At 64.6% G+C, this 21,396-nt stretch carries 20 protein-coding genes and 1 pseudogene; 9 read left to right on the top strand and 12 right to left on the bottom strand.

The genetic code is table 11. The annotated features are described in order from the left end of the window. Positions 1-406 precede the first annotated feature (406 nt). The 4 genes from V9E98_14930 to V9E98_14915 form a co-directional block, all read right to left on the bottom strand. Positions 407-790 carry a hypothetical protein gene (locus tag V9E98_14930; GenBank protein ID MEI2718259.1) on the bottom strand — a complete coding sequence of 128 codons (384 nt, stop codon included), beginning with the start codon at positions 788-790 and terminating at the stop codon, positions 407-409. Then, positions 765-2,774, bottom strand: a complete 2,010-nt coding sequence (locus V9E98_14925; GenBank protein ID MEI2718258.1) for a hypothetical protein — start codon at positions 2,772-2,774, stop codon at positions 765-767. The genes V9E98_14930 and V9E98_14925 overlap by 26 nt, the downstream gene beginning before the upstream one ends. 212 nt (positions 2,775-2,986) lie before the next feature. Further along, positions 2,987-4,363: an IS1380 family transposase gene (locus V9E98_14920; GenBank protein ID MEI2718257.1), complete on the bottom strand. Its 1,377-nt coding sequence runs from the start codon at positions 4,361-4,363 to the stop codon at positions 2,987-2,989. Between the two features lie 404 nt (positions 4,364-4,767). After that, the gene (locus V9E98_14915; GenBank protein MEI2718256.1) at positions 4,768-5,580 is read right to left on the bottom strand and encodes a hypothetical protein; all 813 of its coding nucleotides are present in this window, start codon (positions 5,578-5,580) and stop codon (positions 4,768-4,770) included. A gap of 925 nt (positions 5,581-6,505) precedes the next feature. On the opposite strand from V9E98_14915, the gene V9E98_14910 reads away from it, so the two are divergent. From V9E98_14910 to V9E98_14900, 3 genes are all read left to right on the top strand, one after another. After that, positions 6,506-6,850: a hypothetical protein gene (locus V9E98_14910; protein MEI2718255.1), complete on the top strand. Its 345-nt coding sequence runs from the start codon at positions 6,506-6,508 to the stop codon at positions 6,848-6,850. A gap of 659 nt (positions 6,851-7,509) precedes the next feature. After that, entirely contained in the window at positions 7,510-7,710 is a 201-nt protein-coding gene (locus tag V9E98_14905) for a hypothetical protein (GenBank protein MEI2718254.1), read from the top strand. A 79-nt stretch (positions 7,711-7,789) separates the two neighbouring features. After that, entirely contained in the window at positions 7,790-8,146 is a 357-nt protein-coding gene (locus V9E98_14900) for a hypothetical protein (GenBank protein ID MEI2718253.1), read from the top strand. A gap of 418 nt (positions 8,147-8,564) precedes the next feature. Here V9E98_14900 and V9E98_14895 read toward each other — a convergent pair whose 3' ends face one another. The 3 genes from V9E98_14895 to V9E98_14885 all read right to left on the bottom strand — a co-directional run bounded on the left by V9E98_14895 (position 8,565) and on the right by V9E98_14885 (position 12,534). Further along, entirely contained in the window at positions 8,565-11,645 is a 3,081-nt protein-coding gene (locus tag V9E98_14895) for a putative transposase (GenBank protein ID MEI2718252.1), read from the bottom strand. A 130-nt stretch (positions 11,646-11,775) separates the two neighbouring features. Continuing rightward, positions 11,776-11,970 carry a hypothetical protein gene (locus tag V9E98_14890; GenBank protein MEI2718251.1) on the bottom strand — a complete coding sequence of 65 codons (195 nt, stop codon included), beginning with the start codon at positions 11,968-11,970 and terminating at the stop codon, positions 11,776-11,778. 351 nt (positions 11,971-12,321) lie between these two features. Beyond that, complete coding sequence (locus tag V9E98_14885; protein MEI2718250.1) at positions 12,322-12,534, bottom strand: helix-turn-helix domain-containing protein; 213 nt, start codon at positions 12,532-12,534, stop codon at positions 12,322-12,324. A gap of 105 nt (positions 12,535-12,639) precedes the next feature. On the opposite strand from V9E98_14885, the gene V9E98_14880 reads away from it, so the two are divergent. Beyond that, entirely contained in the window at positions 12,640-13,176 is a 537-nt protein-coding gene (locus tag V9E98_14880; protein MEI2718249.1) for a hypothetical protein, read from the top strand. Next, the gene (locus tag V9E98_14875) at positions 13,173-14,321 is read left to right on the top strand and encodes a site-specific integrase (protein ID MEI2718248.1); all 1,149 of its coding nucleotides are present in this window, start codon (positions 13,173-13,175) and stop codon (positions 14,319-14,321) included. The genes V9E98_14880 and V9E98_14875 overlap by 4 nt, the downstream gene beginning before the upstream one ends. 50 nt (positions 14,322-14,371) lie before the next feature. On the opposite strand, the gene ychF is transcribed toward V9E98_14875, so the two are convergent. Then, the gene (gene ychF, locus V9E98_14870) at positions 14,372-15,454 is read right to left on the bottom strand and encodes a redox-regulated ATPase YchF (protein MEI2718247.1); all 1,083 of its coding nucleotides are present in this window, start codon (positions 15,452-15,454) and stop codon (positions 14,372-14,374) included. Between the two features lie 73 nt (positions 15,455-15,527). Here ychF and V9E98_14865 point away from each other — a divergent pair, with 73 nt between their 5' ends. Together V9E98_14865 and V9E98_14860 are read left to right on the top strand one after the other, a co-directional pair. Beyond that, positions 15,528-16,814, top strand: coding sequence for a DNA recombination protein RmuC (locus V9E98_14865; protein ID MEI2718246.1), 1,287 nt, complete (start codon positions 15,528-15,530; stop codon positions 16,812-16,814). Positions 16,815-16,956: 142 nt separating this feature from the next. Next, positions 16,957-17,424, top strand: coding sequence for a DUF6542 domain-containing protein (locus V9E98_14860; protein ID MEI2718245.1), 468 nt, complete (start codon positions 16,957-16,959; stop codon positions 17,422-17,424). A gap of 184 nt (positions 17,425-17,608) precedes the next feature. On the opposite strand, the pseudogene ispH reads toward V9E98_14860, so the two are convergent. Further along, a pseudogene (gene ispH, locus V9E98_14855) lies at positions 17,609-18,379 on the bottom strand (4-hydroxy-3-methylbut-2-enyl diphosphate reductase). Positions 18,380-18,452: 73 nt separating this feature from the next. Between ispH and xseA the strand changes: the two are divergent. Both xseA and V9E98_14845 read left to right on the top strand, forming a co-directional pair. Next, a complete protein-coding gene (gene xseA, locus V9E98_14850) occupies positions 18,453-19,751 on the top strand; it encodes an exodeoxyribonuclease VII large subunit (protein MEI2718244.1) in 1,299 nt (432 codons plus the stop codon). Further along, positions 19,748-20,020 (top strand): exodeoxyribonuclease VII small subunit, encoded by a 273-nt coding sequence (locus tag V9E98_14845; GenBank protein MEI2718243.1) that lies wholly within the window; start codon positions 19,748-19,750, stop codon positions 20,018-20,020. The genes xseA and V9E98_14845 overlap by 4 nt, the downstream gene beginning before the upstream one ends. Before the next feature lie 121 nt (positions 20,021-20,141). Here V9E98_14845 and V9E98_14840 read toward each other — a convergent pair whose 3' ends face one another. The 3 genes from V9E98_14840 to V9E98_14830 form a co-directional block, all read right to left on the bottom strand. Beyond that, positions 20,142-20,345 (bottom strand): hypothetical protein, encoded by a 204-nt coding sequence (locus tag V9E98_14840; GenBank protein MEI2718242.1) that lies wholly within the window; start codon positions 20,343-20,345, stop codon positions 20,142-20,144. Continuing rightward, positions 20,320-20,445, bottom strand: coding sequence for a hypothetical protein (locus V9E98_14835; GenBank protein MEI2718241.1), 126 nt, complete (start codon positions 20,443-20,445; stop codon positions 20,320-20,322). The genes V9E98_14840 and V9E98_14835 overlap by 26 nt, the downstream gene beginning before the upstream one ends. A 243-nt stretch (positions 20,446-20,688) precedes the next feature. Next, positions 20,689-21,381, bottom strand: a complete 693-nt coding sequence (locus V9E98_14830) for a DUF1707 domain-containing protein (protein ID MEI2718240.1) — start codon at positions 21,379-21,381, stop codon at positions 20,689-20,691. Positions 21,382-21,396 lie beyond the last annotated feature (15 nt).

Below are 21,396 nucleotides of genomic sequence, written 5' to 3'. Positions count from 1 at the left end.
CGGGCTCGATGTCGGGTCACTGGAGGAGACCAAACGGTTCTTCTTCCTTCTGGTGCTGGGTTGGGTCGCACGCTTGGTTGCCTTGTCGCCGGCCCCTTCCCGGATTCTTCTGGAAGGACTGCTGCGATTCCCGGGGCTACTCCGGGAGGGGAAGTCGGCACGGTGCTCCTTGGCCCATCGCAGCGCCTCCGAGAGAAGGCTGCTTCTGCGAAGGGCGGGCTTCACGATGTTGGGCGTGAAGGAGGTACACAGTTGCACCAACTCCGGGCGTTCAAGGAACTCCGCGCGCCGTTCTTGGCTGAGCAGCCCATAGATGGACTCCCACCAGCCCAGGACATGCTTTGGATTCGTCGCGTACTCGCCGCTCCTCATGACCTGTCTCACCCCCGCGGACTCGCCGATGCTCCTACTTCACTGTGATCGTCACGAGCGTTGTCGCCGCCTTCCCTCGCTGCGGCTTCACGGTCACCTTGATCCGACAGGTGCCCTTCTTGAGTGCCTTGATTCCGGCGCTCTTCGGCAGAATCTTGCAGACCTTCTTACTGCCCGGTGTGGGATCGAGTTTGGTCGTCGATTTCTTCGGTTGCGCGATCCCTGCCTGACGCAGCAGAGCCTTGGTGGTTAGCGTCTTGCCCTTCTTCATCGTGGCGCTCGGAGTCGGCGCAGGCGTCGGTGACGGGTAGGTCGGGGCTGGCGTCGGGGTGGGCTCAGTGGTCGTGCCATCTCCCGCGAGACTGGTCCACCCGCTCCAGTTCCCCGCCTTGTCACCGACGCGAAGTTGCAGCGTCAAAGCCTGAGCCGACACCGCATCCCCTGGCCGTGCCCGCGATTGGCCGTGCGCCACCCCCAGGGAGGCCGCGGGGATCAGTACCTGACTGCCATGAGGTACGGACACGGTGGCTGCCCCATGGGAGATTTCCATGTTTGATAGGCCGCTTTCCGGATCGTTGGCGTTGACGGTGACGATGACCCACGCGCCCGCGACCTGGTATCCGGCTTGAGTGACCCGGGGCGCGGTGTTGTCGAAGATGATGTCGTCGCTGTAGGTGCGGGTGGAGTCGATTCCCGGGCCAGAGAACCGCAAGTACACGACTTTCGTGTACGAGACCCGCGACGGAATCGTCCAAGACCCACGGAACGCTCGCTGAGGGGTCCATCACTGTCGTCGTACCTGCACCGAATCCACCGTCATTGGAGAGCCGCATCGAGGTCGCGTGTTCCGGCCACACGACGCCCAGGGTCACGTTCTTGTCCTGGGTGTAGTTCGCGGCCTGGTTCACGGTCAGCCCAACCTCGCCTGAGGGAGGACGAGGTGTGACAGTGACACTGACGGTCTCGGTGTCGGTACGACCACTACCGCTGGTCACCTGCACAACCGGCACTACCGTCCCTGGACTGGCCCAGGAGCGAGTCACAGTTGGATCGGTTCCCGAACTCCTTTCGAAGGACCCGTTGCCGTCCAGATCCCACGTGTAGGTCTTCACCCCAGATGAGGTGGTGGAACCTCCCGCATTCAGCGTCACCTCTTCATCCGTCAACACAACGGCAGCGCTCGCCGAAAGCGCGGCAGTAACTGGGTCATTCCGAACACCGGAGTTCACGATCCGCGCAACGAAGATGTTTGTTGGGTTCGAGGGATCGACGTTGTACCGCTCGATTCCTATCGCAAGGATCCCGGTACCGCTGACAAGGACATCGATAGGGCTCAAACTGTCGCCGTCGACGCCTTCCTGCGTGACATCAAGGTGGAGTGGACCGTAGCGGTAGAAGCCGGTGAGGTAGTCAGTATCATCGACTCCGTTTCGGGTCAGCCGGTAGACATCGAGTGAGGACGTGTTGAAGTTGCCCGCCACCAGAGCAACTACTTTGTCGTCGGGCTGAACCGCGAACGACTGGATAACACCTTGGTAGTTGAGGTTGAGGCCATGCCCAGAGGTGCCGAAGGTGGTATCGAGTCGACCGTCCGAGGTGTAGCGAGTGATCCGATGCCGAGTCCCGGGAACATCCGACCAGAAGGTCTGGGACACCAGGATCCGACCATCAGACTGCACGGCCAGGCCCTTGAACTCGGTGTCCGTGCTGTTGACCACGCCGCCGGTCCCGAATGAAGGATCAAGAGCACCATTTGCCGCCACTTTAAGCAGGCAGCCGGACACGTTGGACACACCCGCGGTGATGACTGCAGAGCCATCGCCGGTGAGGACCACTCCGTTGCCCGGAACGGACCGCTGGGTTGCGTTCAGCCCGCAGTCCGTGACAACGGACCCTCCGGAGCCGAAGGCGGCATCCTGTACCCCGTCAGATCCGAGTTTCATGACCGCCAGTCGCGACCCCATGGACACGGTTGATGACAACCCGACCACCCAGATCTCACCGCCGGGGGCAACAGCAAGTGCTCCCGGCTCCTCGTAGGTGCCCCCTGCATACGGTTGGACGACCCCGTCGCCATCAAAAGTCGAGTCGAGCGAGCCGCTGCTGGTGAAGCGGGCCACCAACATTCGTGACGACGAAGCGCCGGGCACCCAACCAGCAACCACAATCTTCCCGTCAGGTTGAACAGCGACCTTGGCCCATTCCCCATTGGCGACACCAAGGGAAGTCGTCACGACCCCACCAGAGCCGAACGAGGGATCGAGTGCCCCCGCGCTGGTGTACTTGACGATGGTTTCCTCATTGGTCGAGTGGTCCGTCGTCCGACCCACGACCACGAATCCACCGTCCGGCGTCAACTCCGCTGCCGCCGGAAGATCCTGAGTATTGACATCCGTTTCCACGATTCCCGCGGTGCCAAACCCAGCATCAAGATCGCCCTGGTCTGCGAGGGCCGGAGGGGCCATAAGCCCGGATGCACCGATGGGCTTCTGAGTTGATCGTGTTCGAGTCGCTGGTGTGAGTGATGGCCTCGGGGCGTGGCGGCGCCGCCGACGACGTTGTCGGCTGGTCGGTATTGGGTTGTCTTCCGGTTCGGGGACTGGGGGCGGCGGGTTCAGACGGTGGCGGGGGTCATGGTGTGGTTCCAGGCGCGCAGCCAGCTGGTGGCCCACAACCAGTTCGAGGGCAGGTGCAGCCGGATCCGTCGAGCGGATCGCGAGACCCGCGCGGGGGTGTTGATGATGCGCGCTCGGATGGTCGCGGTGGTGGCTTTGGTGAACCGGCCGGCGGCCGTCACGCCGAGCGCGCGAGTGAGGTTGAACGCGATCGCGGCTGCGACCAGCCACGCGGCGTTCGCCGAGAACCGCCCGGAGGGCAGGTGGGCCAGGGCGGAGTTCTTCAAGTCGGCGATGACTTGTTCCACCACCGCGTGACCACGATGCTGGGCTTCCGCGGCGATCAGCGGCGCAGGGTTGTCGGTGAAGATCGCGTGATACCGATACAGCGGGAACAGCGGATCTTGGCCGGCCAGTTTGGCCTTGTTCAGTTCCGGGATGCGGCGCACGATCAACCGCGCCGTCACCTGCTGGGCCTTCGGTTTGGAGATGAACGCGGTATGGCCGATTTCGGCGACCTCCGCGGCGCTGACCAGTTCCCCAGTCTCGGGATCGACGATGGCCTGCGGGTAGTCAATACGGGTCCACGCGGTCTCGTCGATGGCCGCGATCGCGCGCCGCACCGCAGCATTCAGGGCGATCCCGACAGAGAACCGGGCCCCCGCCTTGGAGATAGCGGCGACGATGGCCGTAGTGCAATAGGCCGAATCGGAACGCACCAGGATCGGACCGGTCGCTCCGCAGCGCCGCGCGGTGGCGATCGTGTCGCGGAGCATCCGCACCCCACCGGCGGCGCTGTTCCTGGCGCCACGGCGTAACCGGGTGGCCGCGATCACCGGAGCCGCAGCATCGGTGCTGATCGTGGCCAACTGCGCGTTCAACCCCCGCACCCGGGTGTAACCGAACTCTGAGCCCTGCTTGCCGGCGCCGAACACCGGTTTTACGGTGTCGTCGATATCGATCACACACCCCGACTCGATGCCGGGCAGCAGGGGCGTGGCCTGGACCAGGCCGACCAGGGTTCGCGAGGCGACCGCATCCAGTTGGCGCACATGTCCGAAGGTGAACCCGCGCAGGAACGTCCCGATCGTCGACGGCGCCTTGACCTGCGTGAACACCCGCCCCATCGCGGCGTGGCGCAACACCTGCAGGTCGCTGATGCTGTCCGCGCCGGTGGCCATGCCCGCGACCAGCGACATGACCTTCGCACCCGCATTCGCACCCGCCGGGCCGGGCACGGTGACCAGGTCATCGGCCAGCTCAGCGATACCGACCTGCTGCGCCAACCCCACCGCGGGGACCAGACCCGACGACACGACCAGATTCGGCTCATCGAACGTTGCTGACATCACCGGCAAGGCATGAGAAAGTTGCATCTGCGAGATGCCCTCCTTCGTGTGGCTCTGGAAGCGTGAAGAACTCCCAGAATCCCAGCGTTGAAGGGCATTTCCGCGTTACGACGCAGCCTCAACCATCACAGTTCATCGGTGCATCCGGGATAAGCATGCCCACGGCCAGTACCAAGCCTGCGATGACTCCTGAACCAAGACCTCCACGCGACAACAGCATTTCGCTGCCCCCATCTCACTTGCCTACAGCCGATGACTGCCCTGGTCATCGCGCCCGGTGACCTGTTCTTCACTCTACGTAGCCCCTTGAGGCTTGGGCGAATGAAGCGTGCAGAAGCCGCGTGATTAGGGACGAAAGTCCCTCCAGGATTCTGGGGCCGGTACTGCCTCAGGCAGACAATGGACTATCGAGTCACTTCCAGTTCCTAGCGCTAGTAGTCGATCTGGAGCCTGCCGCTAATGCCTTGGGCTCCGGAGCAGGTGGGGCACGTATAGGTACCCGACAGCCGATAGGCATCCGCAGATTGGTAGATCCGTGCAGCGATGGTGTCTAGCGACCACCCTGGGGGCGTGTCGAGACTCCAGCGATATCCCTTCAACCGGATTTCATCTGCGGAACGACGGCCAGAGAGGAACTCGGTACCCGAGTAGCCAGTCTCTCGGTCGGTCTGAGTCATCCGGGCGCGAAGGGTGTTGTCCGACCGCTCGCGGATAACCATCTCGAAGCGGTATCGGCCCGATGCCATCGTTCCGGTCCAGTAGCCCTCGACAGGAATGTCCTCTTGCCCGTCCGCCGAGGTCGAGTCTGGGGCTGCAGAGGGTGGGGTTGTGGCCTGAGAGGCTGACCCCGCTAAGCCCGCTGTCCCTGACTGGTTCATGAGGGTGCCGATGCCCACTGCCAGCAAGACCCCTCCCACAAGCACCGCTATCCCGGTAATGATCAGCGCCCGGCGGTTGATCCCCCCCGACCCATGCGGGCTCTCCGCCTTGTCTTGCGTGACCTCAGCAACATCGCTTGGGGGGTGCGGTGGGGGCGGCGGAGGTGCGTCGGGATCGCCGGATGGCCAGTTCGTGGATTCCTCGCCTTCAGGGGGCGCGAAGGCCAGCCAAACGGGAAGCCAACCGTCGTCGGGGTGCCAGACGCAAGCCTCGGGGCCTAGAGAAGATTCAATGCGGCGGAACTCGGTCAGGGTCATGGGTCCAGCGACTCGTTCATCAGCCCAGATGTAGGTCCATTGCGTCAAGAGCCCACACCTCCCCGTGCCTGTTCGCTCCTGAGCCACCGTCTGCAGCGCTGGCTCAGGTCGAAGTTCCCTTTCCACGATGGCAGGGGTTCAGCGTGTTGTCTTCTCTTGACGAGTTGAGGCGTTGCTGGCAATGCCTACCGCCTGAACCGATCAGCGGAGAAGATGATGATCGACGGTGATCCACCGTCAGGGACGCGGTGGAATCTCGCTCTGCCTCCGTCTGCGCCCAGCGTCGCTCACACCCGATCGGGCAGAATGAGGTGTGCGCCGACAGCGCATCAGCGCGCCTGGCGGGGAGGCAGCCATGAGCGACACCACACCCACCACCGAGGGTTGGTATCTCGTCTCCCAATCAGAGGTCAGTGACGAGAAGGCGCGTCTGCGCTGGTGGAACGGATCGTCATGGTCGGACTCCGTGAGGATCTGGGACGGCACCCAATGGGAGAGCAAGTCCCTGCCACTGGCTGAACCCACTCGCGGCCCACGCGGACACGACCCCGCCGACCTCCAAGGGCCAACAACACCCGTAGAAGGCTCTGAACACTCAACGCGTGAGGTATGCGCTCACTGTGGCGCTGCGGTACTCGAATCCGACTGGAGAATCTGCCCGCACTGTGGCGAAACGCTAGCCGTGGGGCGGCACGAACCAGGAGACGAAGCCAATGGGCACATTCTGGGGTCCGACAATGTGTGGCACCGGATAGGCGGCCCCGCCTCAGGTCTTCAGACCCACGTATCTGCGCCGAAAGCACATAACCCTCGGCCTGTTTCCGGCAAGCGGAACGGCGCAACCGGAGGTAGTGCGGTCCCCTGGGTAGTCGGAGGCGTCATTGCGATCCTCGCCTCAATCCTGGTCACGGTTCTAGTCGCGAACAGCCAGTCGGCACCGCCACCAACTCCTGACGCCTCCATACAGCCAGACGTGGCCGAGCCACAACAGAGCCCCGAGACCTGGGCTGAATACCTCCCCACCGCGGAAGCCGCCGCCGACAATATTGATGCTGTCGTACGGAGCGGGGCTCTCGCGTTCAACTCTGGTGACTACATCACCGCTCATGCGGACTTTGCCGAAGCAGCGCGCATGATGGCTGCCGTGCCTGACAGTCCCGATGGCAGGTTCTCCGACCCGTTGCACAAAGCCGCAGGGTTCTACGATGCCGCCGTCACACAGTTGGAGGGTGAATTTCCCCTTGGGGCGGTTAACCCAATACTAGTTGCGGATTCTCATCTTCAGGAGGCTGCGGCGGACTTGGAGGCCGCGAGATAGTCCCTGGAACTGCCGCTTCATCTGGCAGGCCTCTTCATGTGAAACAGGCGCGCATGCTCACTTCCTCAGAAGGGTCGACATGTGTGTCCCAACGCCAGGCTCAATCTCCGTTCAGCCAGCGGACCGCAGCCATCGCCGCCATTCCTTGATGTTGGACCTAGGATCTCCATGAGGGGGATGCGCCTCCTTCAGGACGCAGTTGCCGCTGCGGCTTCCGTGGCCATGCGACTCGGATGGGGCCAAGCGTGTGGGGAAAGCGGGAGGGCGAATGGAAGCAGGATCCCTGGAGCGACGCAGCAGTTGGAGGAGAACGGGTCCTGCGCTGGTGGAACGGCAGCCACTGGACTGACTCAGTCCGCACCTGGAGTGGGTCCGCCTGGATCGACGGCGTGCAGGATCCACCTTCCGACTATGAGTCAGCAAGCCTCGCCGCCTGCCCTTCATGCGACAGGCCGGTTCAGGGCAAGGACTGGCGAGTCTGTCCGCGCTGTGGAGAGGCCCTGACCCCAACGGTCTACCATCCGGGAGACGAAGCCAACGGGCACATTCTGGGGTCCGACAACGTGTGGCACCACATTAGTGATTCGACCGCGATGCAGAGAACTGCAAGTCCCTCGACTCAGGAACCCGCGAAACAGCCCCTCGCCAAGCGAACAAAGGTGAGGGCCAACAAGGCCAAGGTTCTTTGGGCGTCCGGAGCCCTGATTGCGCTGCTCGCGGCCCTCCTAATCATCGTCCTGACCACACGAACCCAACAACCCCAGTACTCGGCCTCTCCCAACTGGTCAGGAATCGTCACTCTGATCGATGGGGGCCGGTACTACTGCAACGTCGTCGGCAAGGAAAGACTGGTGCTTTGAAGGAACAGAACGGCCAGCACCCGACGCGCTGCCTGACTACTTCTGCTGGGAGGGAACGGGACCCCTCGATTGTGAGCCCATGTCGGTAGACGACCTCGCGCCCGTCACGGCTGACCCATCCTCACCGCAAAGCCTCGGCCAGTCCCTCTTTGAGGCCTATCAAGGATGGCAGTTCGAAGGAATGGAAGAGCGCTCCTACAGGGACCCCTACGGCAACCCGGTCTCCCAAGCCGAGGGATGGTGTGCGGGAGCGGACTCCACCGACACCGGCTGGCTTACCTCAGTGCAAGAGGTCGTCGCCCTCGGATACATCCGGTCGCCACGCTACTTAAGCCATCAAGAGATCTCGGCAGCCTTCCGCTACTTCTGGGAGGCCAATGACGCGTGGTGCCGGGCAAATGGCTACGAGCCGGGCCACCGATGGGCATCCGAGTGACCCCAGCATGGCGCACACCCATGACGACTCCCGGAGCACTCGATGGAAACAACAGGCGAGTGTGGGGGCAGCCAAACTGCGGATGGCCACAACCCCTGAAGCGACTCATCGACAAACGGTAACGCTTCGATGATCACCGACCGACCGTGCCAGATTCCAAGATGGTACGGCTGGGAGAACATCCCCGGCCCACGGCACTTCGGGGGCGAGACCAGGTGAGCGACCACATCCGGGCGCACCAGGTTGGTCACAAGCGGCAACTTCCGCGACCTGGAGGGCTGTTGCCAACATACGACTCGCGGGATTCCTCAAGCGGGCCAGGTGGGCACAGACGCTATGACCTACGCACAGCCCGTCCTCTGGACCCCCACTCGTCGCAGTCACCCGCCCGAGCAACGACCATGGGTCGCTGCAATCCTCACGAGGCTGTCGAGGTCGATAACTCAGTCTCACCCAGGTGCGGGGGCGAATCGCCACCTTCGCCTTTCGTTCCCCGCTGGGGGAGGTCTGCTTTCCCCTCAGCAGGCTCAGTGCGGCCCGAAGCGAGATCGATCCGGATGGACTCTCCCAAGGCGTAGATGGGTGGTACTCCCTCCTTCAGTCCGGCACTCTCGGCTAAGGATCGAAGTCTTCGCTTTTCACGGTCGGGAAAGGCGGTGAAGTCTCCAATACTGGCTGCGTAGAGGTATCCCAGTACCGGCGTTCGGTCCGGCTTGGCGACGTTGGCTAGCACGTTCCCAAGAGGCGCGGGAGCCATCAGGGGCTCACCCCAGCGGGTCGCTTCCCACCGGGCGCGAAGAGCCCGTTGGGCGGCTGCTTCGTTCACATCGGCGAGCGCCCTGAGGTCGTGCTTGACGAGACGTGGCTTCCTCAGTCGCGTCTCGAAGCGGTATACACCAGGAGTATCGAGCCTGCTTTCGGCTGACTTGTCGTAGACCATGTCCTTGCCCGCGGTTGTGGTCGTGTGCTCGAGTGTCCAGCCATCTCCTTTTTGGTACTGGTGGGTGGTGGGGCGACCCCGCCCCGTGCGTGCGCTGAGTTGATCGCGGACGAAGGGTGCGATAGTTGATGGCAACACAAACTGCGCGGCGAGGTCCAAGCGCTGAATCGGAATCTGATGAGTCCAGCCTTCCTCCCAATGGCCGTCGCCTTGATCGAACGTGAGAGCCAACTCAGGTAACTCATGCAGTACCACCGTTAGGACGGCTATCAGCAGATGCGGCGGGAGGAGGCCCATGGGCCCGAGCCGCACGACGCCGGGTGCCCCAGGGCTCCTGACCTGGTGCAGAAGTTGTTGCGCGGTCAGCGGTGGGGTTTGACCTGGTAGCGCAGTTGCAGGTTGGTGCCGGGGTAGTAGGTGCCGGTGGCGGTGAGCTGGTCGCACAGTTCGGCCAGGGCGGCTGTGGCGCGGGGTGTGGGCATCGGGTCCAGGCGCACCGTCAGAGTGCGGGGGCCGGGGTCGAGGTCGCCGCTGGAGAGCAGAGCGTGGCGGATGAAGGTGTGGGCTTCGTCGCGGGCGCGGGAGTAGCCGGTGTCGGTGACCACGGCCCGCGCCAACGCGGTGATGGTGTTGAACGCGGCCATGCGGATGGCGTGGGTGAGCAGTTTGGTTTGGGTGTCCAGCACCTGCTGCCCGGGGTGGACCTGTCCCAGCGGCAGCCGGGTGGGGATGGCCCGGTGAGCGTCGTGTAGTTCGGCCGAGTTCGTCCTCGGCGGCGAACCAGTCGGCGGTGGCTGCGTCGTGGTCGATGTTGGTGACCATCACCTCGGTCTGACCTGGTGCGGGGGTGTGTAGTGCGAGCAGGTTGGCGTCCGCGCGGGCCTTGGCCCGATCCGCCCTGGCGCGGGCGGCCACCACGGCGGCGTGAGCGGGCTTCTTGGCCGGGTTGGGCACCATCCGTTCTGGGTCGTCGCCGGTGGTGGTGTAGGAGTCGTGGGAGTCGAGGTCGAAGTGGATGCGGGCGTAGCGGAAGTAGTTCTCCTGCCGCCACCGCGACCCCATCCGGAACACCACCTCACCGGGGGTGAGGTCGGTGCGGCTAGTCAGGATGTGTGCCTGATGGCCATCGGCGCGTGTGCGGGTGACCTGCCGCAGTCGCAGGGTCTGCCCGGCCCGCGGCCCATCGGCGATGGGCCAGGTGATGGTCGTGTCCGCCAGAGTCCAGGTGTGGGACCGGCCGTGGGCGTCCACGTATGCCACGTCGGTGAACAGGGCAGGGTCGACGTTGTCGGCGGGGGCTTTACGCCAGGTCAAGATGTCGAACCCGACCGCGATCATGTCGGCGAACAGGGTGGGCGACCAGCCGCCACGGTCGAACCCGACCAGCACCCGCCGGTCATCACCCACGATCGTGCGCAGTTGGGGCAGCAGGCGACGCAGTTCCCCGGCCAGGGACGCCCCCGGGTCGGCCATGACGACGAACACCGGGTCGCCGTCGGCGTCGGACACCCACGTCTCCACCGTGGCCGGGGCGGGGAACCGCAACCGGGCCAGGTGGGTCTTGGCGATCTTCCGGGTGCCGCTATAGGCGCGGACATGACCGTCGACATACAACACAGCCGCAGCGTCTGGACGTGACTGGGCGTGGTGGGCGGCCATCGCCGCGACCAGACCCTCGACCTTCCCGGTGGCGGCCAAGTGCCCGAGTTTGCGGCGGATGGTCTTGACCTCCGGGGCCCGGTCCAACCCCAGGATGCGGCCGAACGCGACCGGGTCGATCCTCGTGGCGCCTTCCGCCCTCGGCTGGCCGGCCAACGCGCGCAGCACCCCTTCGACCAGCATCGTGTCCAGGCCGTAGAACCCCGCCGGCAACCCCCCGAACACCGCCCGCGCGCACGACAACAGCCCGGACGCCTGCACACCGGGCAGGCCCAGCAGCAGACCGGCCAACGGCACCCGGGCGGCCGGAGCAAACACCGGCGGCGCCGCCTCGATCAAACCCCAACGGGCCGCCGCCCGCTCCCCCGACCGGTCCACCGGGTCCGGCAGCACCGGCAACAACGCCGCCCCACCAACCACATCCGATGACCCACCATCATCGGTGTCGGTGTCGGTGTCGGTGTCGGTCAGGGCGTTGCGCACGCTGCCGGTGGACACCCCGGTCGCGGCGGCGATGGCCCGCAGACTGGCCCCTGCCGCACGACGGGACCGGATCTCGGCGACCACGTCGGGCAGCAGTCGCGACGGCCCCTTCGGGCCCAAGCGAGCCGGCACCAGGCCCGCCGCCCCCGCATCGACCAACCGGTACCCCCACCGCCGCAAAGTCGCGGTATCGACCCCGAACGCCGCAGCCACATCCATCACCCGCGCCGCCCGAATCCGGACCAACTGCACCGCCGCCAACCGGCGCAGCGTCACATCGCCGGCGTCCCACGCGAAGCACACCTGGCCATGCAGGAACACCCGTCCCCCGTCGGCGTCCTCGACCAATGCCGCGGCTGGGCCGATGTCCACGCACGGCGATTCCGGGGCCATCGGCAGCGGCGGTTGATCGGTCATCACGCTCATCATCCACACCACCACAACACGGCCAATGTCATGCATCCATTATTGCACACAGGGAGCGACCAAACCGCTCCAACAACGCCACAACACGCTCAGAAACCGACAGCCAACCCCGCCTCGACCGTCACCATGTCAGGAGTCCTGGTGCCCGGAACTCGATGAACGCTTGGGACCACAGGCTGGAGACGTTCACATAGACCTTGGCGTCACCGACACTGCGGCTACCCACGTGCTTGTCAGAGCCGGTACTAGTGGAGCCGGAATGCGTGAACAGCAGCGAGGCGAGGTCGCAGTTGTCCAGGTCCACAGGTACACCCACCCGGACTGTGTCTATTCCCCACTGTGCACCCTGAGTTTCCTCAGGAGCCGCGGAGCCCTCCATATGCGAGGCGTGTTTATTGCCCATTAGAAGGGATATGCCGGAACTGCCCAGCCGCCCATTATCCACTGGGGCTCTCACAGCAGCCCTCTCGCGAGATCGAACTCCTTGCCGTTTGGGAGTCTGACGCAATCAGCCCAAACGCCCAACAGGAAGTGGGCCTGCGAGGGTCGATCGCATACAACTCCGGTGCCCCACCCTTGCGGTCGATCTGGAGCAGCGCCACGACTTCCGACACTGAGGACCGCGGTGTCCCACCAGAATCGGCACGGGCCGTAGACCAACGGCGGCTCATGCAATCGGGGGGGTCTCAAGAAACTCACCTTGAACGGTCGCTGCGTATTGCGCGTCGAGCCACTTGTCCAGGTCATCGCGCCGGTAGAGGACTCGGCGTCCGACCTTGAAGGACGGTGGGCCAAGGCCCCGGTGCCTCCAGTATCGGAGTGTTCCGACGGCTGCGCCGATGTAGGCGGAGGCGGCTTCAGTGGTGTCGAGTTCACGCATGTCGCTCCAATGCGGTATTTTCTGCTCACCCGCAATGGAACCACGTAGACTCAGTCAACGTCAACCGTTGCGGATCAATCCTACGTTCCGGATGGGATAGCACTGATGCCACCACGAAGAAAAGACATCCCCGATGCGTCTCTGAGCGCCGAGTTCGCCGAGCGCATGGCAGCCGAGCAGAAGCACCGAGACTGGAGCGATGCGAGGCTAGCAAGCCGCGCAAGTGAAGTTTACCCAATCTCAGCGTCAACGATCTGGAAGATCAAGTACGCCAAGCCCCGGAGGAGACTTGACCTTGACGAGGCCGACGCGATCGTCCAGGCGTTCGGCTATACAGACGTTCGTGAGTTTGTCCACGGCACGCACCTGAGACAACTCGTCGCGATAGTTGTCGACCTGTCGAGTCCGATTGACCAGTTGGGGCAGATCGCCGCCGAAATCGACCGATTGCTGGCACGCATGAAGGCGTTGCGGAGCGATACCTGGTCGGAAGTCCCAGAGGCCAACCAGGAGGAGTTGACGCGTCTGGCACGGAACATGCTCGACGAGGCCAACATTGCCCAGGGGGAAGTGGCGGAAGCCCTTCAGCGCTTCATGGCGCAACTCTCCCGTACTCAGGGCCGCGCCCAGGAGCGACTATGAGGATAAACGTGTCCAAGAGCGTCAAGAAGCGGGCCAAGCGGAACCGGGCGGGGGAGGTGACGGGATGGGTATGGCGCGCACGCTATCGCCACCCTGAGTCGGGCAAGGAGTTCATGCGCAACTTCGACTTGAAGAAGGACGCCGAGGCGTGGCTGGATCAGCAGACATCGGATCTCGTCACCGGAGAGTGGGTCGATCCGCAGTCGTCCGAACTGACACTGAGACAGTTCTATCTGTCCTGGTCGCAGCATCAGGTCTGGGAGCATGGCACCCGCCTGGCGATGGACTTGGCGGTCAAGAGCGCACCGTTCGCAGACATACCGTTGCGCTCGGTAACTGCCAGCCGGTCAATACAGCCATGGATCAAGCAGATGGACACAAACGGTCTGGCTCCGGGAACCGTTGCCACCCGATTCGCCAACGTTCGAACAGTTCTTCGCGCGGCCTGCGAAGAACGCCGTATCAAGCGTGACCCCACCATCGGAGTGAAGTTGCCGCCCAAACGTCGAAAAGACGCGGCGATGGCTATCCCCACGCCAACTCAGGTCTCTGCAATCCTTGAGTGCTCGCACCCTCGGTGGCGATCTTTCTTCGCCGTGGCGGCATTCGTCGGTGCCCGGCTCGGCGAAGTAGCCGGACTCAAGGTAGAGAATGTCCACTTTCTCGCTCGCGAGATTCACCTCCGCCGCCAAGTGCAACGTCTCAGCGGGGGCGAGTTAGAGATCCGACTCCCCAAGTGTCAATCAGAACGAGTCGTGCCGGTTCCCGACGCACTGTTGGAGATGCTCTCCGACCACGTCGGTGAGTTCACTCTCGGCCAGCCGGACTCGTGGCTCTTCCCCAACGACACTCTTCACCGCCCGGTGCACCAAAACACCGTCGGCCACCAGTGGCGACAGGCGTGCAAACGATCCAACGTGGTCGGATACACACTGCACAGCCTGAGGCACTTCTATGCCTCTGGACTCATCGCCGCAGGTTGTGACGTGGTGACGGTACAGCGGTATCTGGGCCACAAAACCGCCACCGTAACGCTCAACACCTACAGCCATCTTTGGCCCACGTCGGACGACAAGGCCAGATCTGCAGTCGCTGCCTTGATTGGCTCGGTGGAACTTCCTGCGGGCTACCAGCGGGCTACATGATCTCGAATCGCCGCATTTCACGCTCAAAATCGCCCCCGAACCGGACTTATTCACACGTTGAAGCGGAACTCGACCACGTCCCCGTCGGCCATGACGTAGTCCTTGCCCTCGACCCGTACCTTGCCGGCAGCGCGCGCGGCGGCCATGGAACCCGCCGCCACAACTTCGTCGAACCCGATCACCTCGGCCTTGATGAATCCCCGCTGGAAATCCGTGTGGATGACACCGGCAGCCTCTGGCGCCGTCGCGCCGACGGGAATGGTCCAGGCCCGCGATTCCTTCGGTCCGGCGGTCAGATAGGTCTGCAGCCCCAAGGCCGTGAACCCGACGCGGGCGAGCGCTCGGATCCCTGACTCGGTCTGGCCAACGGACTCCAGCAACTCCATCGCCTCGTCATCGGGCAACTCCGCCAGCTCGGATTCGATCTTCGCATCCAGGAAGACTGCCTCGGCCGGCGCGACCAGCTCTTGCATCCGAGAGCGGAACTCCTCGTCCCCCAGCTCGGCCTCGTCCGCGTTGATCACGTAGATGAACGGCTTGGCGGTGAGCAGGAACAACTCACGCAGCGGTTCGGGATCGAGTTCGGCCGCGAAGACCGTCCGGCCCGAGTCAAGGACCTTCTGAGCCTGTTCAGCGGCGGCGAGGGCGGGGGCGCGGGACTTGTCGTTGCGCGCCTCTTTCTGCAGCCGGGGTATCGCCTTCTCCAGTGTCTGCAGGTCAGCCAGGATCAACTCGGTGTTGATAGTGTCCATGTCGTCGGCAGGGGAGACGCGCCCCTCGACGTGGACGACATCGGGGTCCTCGAAGGCGCGGAGCACCTGGCAGATCGCATCGGATTCCCGCACATGCGCCAGGAACTTGTTCCCCAGTCCCTGCCCCTCGCTGGCTCCGCGCACGATTCCGGCGATGTCGACAAAGGTGACGGTGGCAGGCAAGATCCGCTGCGAGCCGAAGATCTCCGCCAACTGGGGAAGCCGATCGTCGGGAACTGGAACGACGCCCGTGTTGGGTTCGATGGTCGCGAACGGGTAGTTGGCAGCCAGCGCTGCCTCCGGGTTGCGGGTCAGGGCGTTGAACAGCGTGGACTTGCCCACGTTGGGCAGACCGACAATTCCGATGGTGAGCGAAGCCACCGCCCGATCCTACGCAGGACGTGCTCCTGCGCGGCTGCCAGGATCCGTCGGACCCCTGCGGCACAGTGAACCCATGACCGAATTCAGCTTCATCTCCTTGCTTGTGATCGTGGCGCTCACCGCATGCGCCGCCGTGACCGGTTATCTGATCGCCCAAACCCGCGCTCATGGGGATTCCGCAGCGGCCGCGGCTGCCGCAGCGGCCGAATCCGCCGAGGCCGCCGCTCGCGTTGCCCAACTCCGGGAGCAGTTGGCGCGCACGCAGGGGCAACTGGAGACCGAACGTGCCGCCCATGAGCAGGTGAAGACCGATCTCGACTGGCAGCGTGAGCAGAACTCGGCACTCGACAAGAAGATCGAACCCATGCGGGTGGCGTTCAAAGAGTTGACCGAACGAGTGCAGACCAGCGACGCAGCACAGGTCCGGGCGCAGACGGAGTTGAAGGAGCGGGTCGCCCAGATGGTGAAGGACTTCGGTCAGGCGACAGCCGACGTCCGCATCGAGGCGCGGCGCCTGTCGACCGTTCTCTCGCGCAACGACAAACGCGGCGCGTGGGGGGAGATGCAGCTGCGCAACCTCGTCGAATCATCCGGGATGCTCCCGCACGTCCACTTCGTCGAGCAGGACCACACCACCTCGGACGACAAGGTGCTGCGGCCCGACATGGTGATCACGCTGGCGGGGGGTCGCTCCGTGATCGTGGATTCCAAAGTCCCCCTTGACGCCTTCCTCCGCATGGACGGCTCGGATGACGATCAAGCCGTTCTGAGCGAACACGCACGCCTGGTCCAACAGCACATCCACAAACTGTCCGAGAAGGAGTATTGGCGCCGCTACAACTCACCTGAGTTCGTCATCATGTTCCTCCCCAGCGAGAGCCTGCTCGGGGCGGCGTTGGAGATCCGCCCCGACCTCGTCCAACTGGGTCTGGATCGCAAGGTCTTCTTGGCCACTCCCATGACGATGATGGCGATGCTCCACACCATCACTCACTCCTGGAAGCAGGTCGAAGCCGCCGATCAGGCGCGCGAAATCCAGCAGTTGGGCGCTGAGTTCTACGGTCGGATGTTGACCATGGCGGACAAGTTCGAGAAGTTGCGCAAGTCGCTGGGCCGCGCGGTTGTCGACTACAACGGCTTGGTCGGCTCCGTCGAGACCCGGGTCCTGCCCAGTGGCCGCAAGATGGAGAACCTCAGCATCGCCGAGAAACCCATCCCCGCCCTGGAGCCGGTGGAAGAGGCCCCACGGACGTTGAACGAAGCGATCTGGCCGGATCACTCCACCGACATCCGCGATCCCCAGCTCGACATGTCCGATCCGCATCGAACGGGCGAACCCCGGGACAGCAGCGCCGCGTAGCCCGGATCTGTGAGTGTGGGTGTGCCGACAGGCGACGGGCCGGTCGGGCCGGTCACCGACTCACGAAGCAGCACATCGAGTCACCTGAGACACCAGGTCACGGCTGCGCGGCATCGGGCACAACCCCACCTAAGGTGGGGGGGTGTCAGAGACAGACCTCGCCGAACGGCCCTCGGTGCCTGAACCAGCAGTCCCGACGTACACCGGGCCGCGTCGACCCGGGATCACCGGCCGCGGGGCATTCCTGCTCATCCTTGTGCCCACGTTGGTGGGATGTGTGATCGGCTACGTGATCAGTGGCGCGACGATGATCCCAGCACTGGCAGGGTGGGGACTGATCGCAGGTTCAGTCGTTGCGGCTCTGAAGTCGGCACCACGACTCTCCTGGTTCCCGGTGTGCTTCCCTCCGTTGGTGATGCTTCTCGTCATCGTGACAGCAGGGCAGTTCACCCTGTTGGGAACACGGCCCGGACTGGCCCGTGAGATCACGATGGTGATGGCCAATCTGACCGCGACGGCTCCGGCTCAAGTGGCCGCTGTCGTGTCGATGGCCCTGGTCCTGCTCCTGCGACGGCAGTTCGCCCGCCGCGCACAGTCCTCAGCGAGCTGAGGCCGCCCCCTTGCGGGCCTGCCGCAGTTCCTTGGGCAGCGCGAACGTCACGGTCTCCTGCGTTGCGGTGACGGTCTCGACGTCGCCGAAGCCCCGCTCGGCGAGCCACTGCATGACCTCGCTCACCAAGGACCTCCGGCACCGAGGCGCCGCTGGTCACCCCGACAGTCGAGACGCCCTCGAGTGCTGATTCGTCGAGTTCCCCCACCCCATCGACCCGGACAGCTGCAGACGCGCCGGCCTGAAGCCCCACCTCGACCAGGCGAACGCTGTTGGAGGAGTTCAGCGAACCCACCACAATCAACAGATCGCAGCGCGGCGCCATCAACTTGACCGCCTGCTGCCGGTTCTGGGTCGCATAGCAGATGTCATCGCTCGGGGGGTCGATCAGGTCAGGCCGCCGCTCCCGGAGCACAGCCACGGTCTCGAGAGTCTCGTCCACCGACAAAGTCGTCTGAGACAGCCACGCGACCGGCCCTTCGGCGATCTCGACGGTGCGGGCATGTTCTGGTCCGTCGACGATGGTGATGTCGTCCGGGGCCTCACCCGCAGTCCCGACAACCTCCTCGTGACCTTCATGTCCGATGAGCAGAATGTGGTAGCCCTCGCGAGAGTAACGACGGGCCTCGTTGTGCACCTTCGTCACCAGCGGACAGGTCGCATCAATGGCGAGCAGACTCCGCTCCCGCGCCTGCTCATGAACCTCCGGCGCCACCCCATGGGCCGAGAACACCACCGTCGCACCGCGGGGAACCTCGTCGTTCTCTTCGACGAAGACCACCCCGCGATTCTGCAGTGTCTCGACGACGTGACGGTTGTGAACGATCTCTTTGCGCACGTAGATCGGTGCGCCGTACCGCTCCAGCGCACGTTGGACCGTATCGACAGCTCGCTCTACACCGGCGCAGTAGCCGCGTGGAGCCGCCAACAGGACATGCTTGCCCGAGTCAGTCATGGCCCCATGGTAGGTGGAGCAGGGCCTCGGCGCCTCTGGCCGCGGTGTCGTCGCCCAGTACTACGCTTCGCCTATGTCCGACGCCCCTGCCCCGCGCCCGGGCGCAACGAGCGACAATCCCGTGCCGGTGCGCACCGCATCTCGCATGGTGCGCCAGTGGATTGGCCGCCTGGGGCAGTTGTGGATCGAGGGCCAGATCACGCAGATGCGCGAGCGTCAGGCCACTGTGTGGTTGACGCTGCGCGACCCTGATGTTGATCTGTCCGTGCCCGTCATGACCACGGCAAGTACTGCTCGGGCCAGTTCCCTCGAGGAGGGTCACCGAGTGGTGGCCCAGGTCAAGCTCAACTACTTCGACCGGAACGGTTCCCTGACCTGGCGTGCCACCCAATTCCGTGCCGTGGGCCTCGGCGCCCTCATGCAGCAGCTGGACCAGTTGCGTCGGACCCTGACCCAGGAGGGCCTGTTCCGCGACGAGCACAAACGCGACCTGCCGTTTCTCCCCCGCCGCGTCGGACTCATCTGCGGGCGCAACAGTGCGGCCCGGCGCGATGTCGAGGTGAACGCCCGTCGCCAGTGGCCGAGCACGCAGTTCGAGGTGCGCGAAGTCTCAGTGCAGGGGCCGGCCGCCGTCCCCGAGGTCGTATCAGCAGTGGTGGAACTCGATTCGATGGTGGATATCGATGTCATCGTGGTCACCCGCGGCGGAGGCTCGGTCGAGGACCTCCTGCCCTTCAGCAACGAATCACTCCTTCGTGCCGTGTTCGCGGCCCGGACCCCAATCGTCTCGGCCATCGGCCATGAGGAGGACAATCCGCTCCTGGATCTGGTGGCGGATCTTCGAGCGTCCACGCCTACCGCAGCCGGAAAGGCGATCGTCCCGGACCTCCTGGCCGAGACTGCCATTCTCGGCGAGGCCATGTCCCGAGCTCGAACCTTGGTGGCGGATCAGCTGAAGCGGGAACGACTCACGCTCGCGAACCTGACCGGACGGCCGGTCATGGCAGGTCCCCGCCAGATCCTGGCCGGGCAGTCGGAGTTGGTGCTGGACCTGCGCGGACGTTCACGACGCGCGCTGCGCTCACGCGTTCAGCGGGAGCGCGAACTCCTCGATGGGGCACTTCATGCCGCGCTGCGGCGGGATGCGCCCCACCGCCTGCAGATGCTGCGTCACCAACTGACCGCGGACCTTGCGCGGTTGAATGCCCTATCCCCACAAGCGACCCTGGACCGGGGCTACGCCGTGGTGCGGGATGATGCGGGCGCTCTCATCACCGATTCACATGTCGTCTCTCCTGGCCTCGCGTTGGACGTCAGGGTGGCGCGAGGCAACTTCAGCGTGACCGTTGCCAATTCCCGGGAGGAACGATGAGCGACAACATCCAGGACCTGCTCGCAGCGGATCCGGCACAGTTGAACTACGAACAAGCCCGTGACGCCCTTGCCACTATCGTGGGCGAACTCGAGGGTGGCTCCACCTCGCTCGAGCAGTCGCTCGCATTGTGGGAGCAAGGCGAACGACTCGCTCAGCGCTGCAAGCAGTGGCTCGATGACGCCGAGATGCGGCTGCAGGCGGCCACCCGGGCCGAAGCTGGTGCACCCGACGCGGGTGACGAACCGTCCTCCGATGTCCCCTTCTGACCGAGACCGACTGAGCCTCCCCGCAAGGCCTCCCCGCAAGGCCTCCCCGCAAGGCCTCCCCGCAAGGCCTCCCCGCAAGGCCTCCCCGCAAGTCTGCGCCCGTGCGGCGCCCGCTGATGGCTCACGACGGGATCAGCGAACAGTCAGCCGGCTCCAGCGAATCCCGATAGGCAATCAGCCCTGCCCAATCGAGCGACCCCGTGACGATGGTGGTGACGCCATCCGTCTCCCGGACCAACGATCGCTGCCCGTTACCGGGGCTCACATAGGCCTCCCAGCCGGGCGTGTCAGGTGCATCGTCAGCCGAAACAGCGTCGATGGTCATGTTCCTCCACGAAGGACTGTGTGGTGTTGGCCGACTGGACGGTGGCGACGTAGTGGTCGTCGGGGGTGACCCAGCCGTTGAACCACACCGGAATCATCATCGGACTCCGCCGTCGGCTCGAAGCGGGCAGATGTCGCACGCCAACCCGGCTGGACTCCGGGTAGCAGGATTGGATACTCAGCAACCAGCGACGCTTGCTGCGCGACCGGCAGGGGGTCCACAGCCCTGACCGGATCGGGCTGGGGACGCCAGGTGACCAGGAGAACCAGCGCGATGATCCCCGCGATCAGTCCCATCGACAGAGCCATGTCACGGGCCGTCTTCCGGAGCGGGTTGTTGCCGCTCATGTGCCGATCGCCGGACCTGGCGGATCGATCACGCGATCCCGACCCGTCACGGGTTCGTCAACGACGGTCACTTCGACAGAACCGAACATGGCGATGCCGGTGACTCTCAGCCGAGGCGCGACGGTGTGGGGAGGCCCGACCGTGTGAGTGGGCGCCGTGCGGCGATCCTTGCGGCAGTACTCACCGAACACCCCGACACCATCTACCTCGACCTCGATGTCACCGGGGACAGTGAGTTCCACCTGACCGAAGAACGCGTTGGCGCGGATCTCGTTGTCGTCACCGCCCAGTTGCGCCTGCGTCAGATCGAGTTTCACGCTGCCGAAGACCGCTAGCGCCAGATCCCCATCCGCCACCGTCCAGCGACTGTCGCGACGCACCTCGGAGAACACGGCGACCATGGGCGACGAGGACGTGACAGCAGGCATGCTCGGGGCCGGCGCAGTCGCCCGCGCCGGCGGCATGGGCACCTCCCCGGGGCTCAGTGGCAAGTCCGACACCAAGGGCGCCAGGTCCGCATAGGTGCCCGCTGACAACGCAACTGTCGTCCGTTCGTCGTATTCATCCTTCGTGAGTCGCCCCTCCAGATACGCCCGCTGCAGAGCCGCCACGTACGCGTCGCGATCGGCATCGGATGCCCGCATGCGCCACGGATCGGGAGGGGGATCCGACGGCACGACATCGCTCACGACCCGACCGTACCC

Source organism: Candidatus Nanopelagicales bacterium (genome assembly GCA_037045355.1).
Taxonomy (GTDB): domain Bacteria; phylum Actinomycetota; class Actinomycetes; order S36-B12.
This window is presented reverse-complemented; position numbering and strand designations above follow the sequence as displayed.